The sequence below is a fragment of the Haloquadratum walsbyi J07HQW2 genome, assembly GCF_000415985.1.
In the GTDB taxonomy this organism is placed as follows: Archaea; Halobacteriota; Halobacteria; order Halobacteriales; family Haloferacaceae; genus Haloquadratum; species Haloquadratum walsbyi_B.
Window position 1 is genome coordinate 1,964,568 of record NZ_KE356561.1, and the last position, 4,209, is coordinate 1,968,776.

A 4,209-nucleotide genomic window follows, 5' to 3' on the forward strand; every position below is an offset into this window, starting at 1 on the left:
GTCTCGCTAATCCCAGCGTTTTATGCGTTCCAAGCGCACCAACTTTCAGCGTCTTGATTGGATAATCACGGTAATAAACAGGAGAGGCAAGGCTTGCCAGATGTAATATCGCATCAAGATCGCCGGAAATATGAATAAATTCAGTCACATCGTGCTCATAGAATGAGAATTCCGTCTGCTCAAATGCATCATCGAGATTTTCTGTCTTCCCACTCACACGGTTATCCATCCCAATGACAGTATGTCCATCGGCAAGCAATCGATCACAGAGATGTGACCCAAGGAATCCAGCAGCACCAGTGACTAAAATACGACTCATCTGAATCGCTCCTGAAGAAATTCTTCAACTGCGGCGTTCATTTCACCATCATCATATTGTAATGACATTTCGATATTCGCTCGGAGCCAACTCGGAATGGTGCCGATATCGTATCGATCACCGGTGAGTTCGACACCCCGAATGTCGGTGAGTTTGCGGATTGCATCTGTGAGTTGTAATTCTCCGCCGACACCCTTCTCTGTTGCATCTAACGCATCAAAAATCTCAGCAGTAAAAATATACCGTCCAGTGATTGCAAGATTTGATGGCGCATCCTCGCGTGCTGGCTTCTCAATAAAATCACTCACTGGAAAACTCTCGTCTGTCAGATCAGTATCATCATCAATATCAGCATCGGCAACACCATATGATGACACCTGCGCCCATGGAACGCGCTCTAGTGATAAGGTTGATACATCATGTGCTTCAGCATGCTCAATCAGCGTCTGTGTGCATGGGGTATCACTCTCAATGATTGTATCTCCAAGCAACAACGCGAATGGATTCTCACCGACGTGTTTCTCCGCGTATCGCACTGCGTCACCGAGTCCCTCACGCTCTTTTTGTCGGACATAATGGATATCACCGAGATCAGCGATCTCCTCAACACGATTTAGACGGTCTGTCTTTCCAGCAGCCTCAAGAGCTTCTTCGAGTTCATACGATTTATCGAAGTGTCGCTCAATTGCCTGCTTCCCACGCCCAGTAATAATGAGAATATCCTCAATTCCAGCCGCAATCGCCTCTTCAACCACATACTGGATCGTGGGCTTATCAAGCACCGGCATCATCTCCTTTGGCTGAGCTTTCGTTACTGGAAGGAATCGTGTCCCAAACCCAGCCGCTGGAATAACGGCTTTTGTAACTTCCATCGTATACATGCATACTCGCGGTCCGCATAGAGTTTGTCATTAGTTCCGATATCTCGGTGAGAGCGTTATCAGTCAGAGTAATAGGTAACCCTCTGAAGTCACACTGTAGGTCATGATGAGTGTGAGCCTAGTTGCGAGTGTAGATCAGATCAAGGACAAGTACCCTCACCACACTCGTGTCAAATTCAAATTGATACTGGGGACAGAGTGCGCTCTCTCAGAGAGGTGAGCCACTGGAGAAACCGGCTTCGATGGGGTCCTCTCAGAGTATATATGAGTAGTCGCGATAAGGCTAACAATAATCATAACTATCGAGTTCGCACTCTCTTGTCTGGTCGTCTGGAGTAGTCTTGTGAACGTGGGTCTTTGCTATCTCCGGGTCGGTAATAATAAACCTATTTCAGGATGACAAGTGACTCATTCGGGGTGAGGGGGAGTCACCACCCAGTCTAAGAAAATCAATTGAGGGTTGTGCTAAGAAGCACTGCAATCTTACTATGATCAGTAAGGATTATTTAGTATACTGTCGCTGTTAGCATCCACCGTGGTTACAAACTGATTGAATTGATTGAGGTCCGACTGTCGAATCCCATCTACGATAAGAGACACCCCACCCTGTCCGCATAATTCCCAACACAATACGGTCCATCACGTCGCCCAACCGCTCGTTTTCCTGAAGAACGTCGATAGTCGTCCCGAGATCAGCACTAGCTTCGAACAGATAGGGTTGCCCGCCCTATATGTCCTTATTCCGCTCCATCGCGCTCACAACACCTGGCAGATTGAGATTTTGAAAATGATCACGAACGCTCCGCATCGCAATTGATTCTTACAAAAGCCGTTATAACGCCAATGTAGCTGGTAATGTCCGCGTATTTCGCGTATACTTGCTTCGTCCGTACCGGTGTTTCTTCATCCACTTCGAGAGAAACGATTGCAGTCAGTGCAAGATGATCCTGTGTGGTCAAATCGCGAATGCCGCGCTCGATATTATTAAATTCGATGACTGCTTCGACCTCTCGAATATGCTCCTCTGTCACGGTTCCATCATCACTGTTCGACGCCAATTCACCCCCCTTGTACAGATACTGAATCGACTGTCGTGCTGAACCTTTGTCTTGCGCTGCCATCGCCGCACAAAGAGAAATCACGTGTCCCCTGACAAAACGTCATTTTTGAATGCCTTCTTTATACGCCGGGTGAAAATTGAGCGAAATTCACTCGCATCGTATGGAGCGAAATGGAGTTCCTCATATGTCCAAGAATCATGGAGAACCGTCTCATCAGCGAGGATGTCCGTTTGATTTGTGAACGATTGCGACAGACGAGTCTAGTCGTGTACACTGTTTATTATATCATCCTGTCCGGAGCGTCTGCATTGTTAACGCACCCCACCGTGTTCGGGTAATTATGGAGTATATACGGTATATGAGTGCCTTCACGATGCAGCCGACTCTATTTTTGTATGAATTATGCGGACAGGGTTGGGTCCCCGAAGGTGTCTGAGGCATCTCACTCAATGATTCAATACTCAGTCTCTATTAAATAAATCAGAGCCGACTCTCAGTTACAACTACCAAACCGTAGACCGATTGAAGTTGATCAGAATAGTGATAAGGCACGTTTGAGACGTGAAAAATAAGTATATAAATTATATTGAGAGCATACCCACACCCGACAACGAGTGAAGATGGCGTCTACTATCATGATAACTACACTCGTTGCAAGGTGTGTGCTCCTGATAAAACGAACAGGTTCTTCCAAGGTTTCACTCGTCACGGGGTATATATCTCAGGTCAAAAACAGACTTTCTGAGTTTTTCACTCATCAAATCTCAAGATGTATTTCGTCTGGGGAGAGTAAAAATAATACATTCTACAGAATCCAGCCTACGTTTTTATACGACCTAGGAATCGACTTTATACCAATGAAAAACACTGGGTTAACCACTCTCGATCTTGACGCCCTCCGAGCTGTGCTCCGGGAGCACCCAATCCAGCTTGCGATTCTCTTCGGCTCCTACGCCACCGAAACGACCTATACAACGAGTGATATTGATCTCGCAGTCGAATTCGACGACCACCGACCGTCTGATCCAAGCTACAATGACGTGTTCTTTGGGTTGAGTGCCGATCTTAGCGAGGCGCTTGAGGCGGATGACGTGGGTCTCGTCAATCTCCACGCGGTCTCACCACAATTCGCGACCACGATTTTCGAGCAGGGCATCCTTCTCGTCGGTGAGATAGAGCACGCAACCGAACTTCGCCGCCAACTCACGGCATACGATCCCGACCAGCAGTCACCTCGTGAACGACTCGATGCCGCCCTGGACAGAATCGATGATCATCTCAGTGACGATGATGTTGAGGCACCTGCCACGGGCGATGCAGAAGATAACGGGCGAAGGATTGCCTCAATACGATTTTGACTGCTATCGAAACCATCGAGAAGAGTCTCGACAGTCGCGTTGCTATCTACGATGACCACACCCCTCGTTTCGTCTGTTCTGCACGAATCGACGGGTAGGGAGATTCGACTTTGAGAGAATCAGTACGAGACATCGTTTCCAAACAGACAATCATACTACACGAGACAGATCAACCAGCCGACTCTCAAATACACTGTCAGTACACACAAAACACACGAAACAGAGTAAACAAATAAAACGATGTACTTATATAATTAGTTGTTGAGCATATAATCATCAAATGAGTGAAGACCTGTTTGCGGAAATGACAGAGACGTTATTCAAAGACAAATCAATTCTCTCAGAGGAGCACAGCCCGGATGTTATTGTTGAGCGAGATGATGAAATCGACTCATATCGGACGGCACTCAAGGATGTGTTATTCGGACGCAATCCCTCAAACGTATTTATTTATGGTAAAACAGGCGTTGGGAAGACAGCGGTAACTGAGTATATCTTGGATGCACTCCAGACAGAAGTAAAGCGCCGAGATGCAGCTGATGATCTTCAGTTCACTCCCGAAACTGTAATGACGACACTGTCTACCAAAC

At 46.9% G+C, this 4,209-nt stretch carries 5 protein-coding genes; 2 read left to right on the forward strand and 3 right to left on the reverse strand.

All coding sequences use genetic code 11. The features are described from left to right. The 3 genes from J07HQW2_RS09170 to J07HQW2_RS18255 all read right to left on the reverse strand — a co-directional run. A partial coding sequence (locus J07HQW2_RS09170) for an NAD-dependent epimerase/dehydratase family protein (RefSeq protein WP_021055191.1) occupies window positions 1–319 on the reverse strand: 319 nt, incomplete at its 3' end. Continuing rightward, window positions 316–1,191, reverse strand: coding sequence for a UTP--glucose-1-phosphate uridylyltransferase GalU (galU, locus tag J07HQW2_RS09175; RefSeq protein ID WP_048075221.1), 876 nt, complete (start codon window positions 1,189–1,191; stop codon window positions 316–318). The genes J07HQW2_RS09170 and galU, both read right to left, overlap by 4 nt. A gap of 800 nt (window positions 1,192–1,991) precedes the next feature. Beyond that, window positions 1,992–2,342 carry a Cdc6/Cdc18 family protein gene (locus tag J07HQW2_RS18255; RefSeq protein WP_303704040.1) on the reverse strand — a complete coding sequence of 117 codons (351 nt, stop codon included), beginning with the start codon at window positions 2,340–2,342 and terminating at the stop codon, window positions 1,992–1,994. Between the two features lie 776 nt (window positions 2,343–3,118). Between J07HQW2_RS18255 and J07HQW2_RS09185 the strand changes: the two genes are divergently transcribed. Together J07HQW2_RS09185 and J07HQW2_RS09190 are read left to right on the forward strand one after the other, a co-directional pair. Beyond that, window positions 3,119–3,619 (forward strand): type VII toxin-antitoxin system MntA family adenylyltransferase antitoxin, encoded by a 501-nt coding sequence (locus J07HQW2_RS09185; RefSeq protein ID WP_021055194.1) that lies wholly within the window; start codon window positions 3,119–3,121, stop codon window positions 3,617–3,619. Window positions 3,620–3,899: 280 nt separating this feature from the next. Next, window positions 3,900–4,209 (forward strand): AAA family ATPase (locus tag J07HQW2_RS09190; protein ID WP_021055195.1); only part of this gene is annotated, 310 nt, incomplete at its 3' end.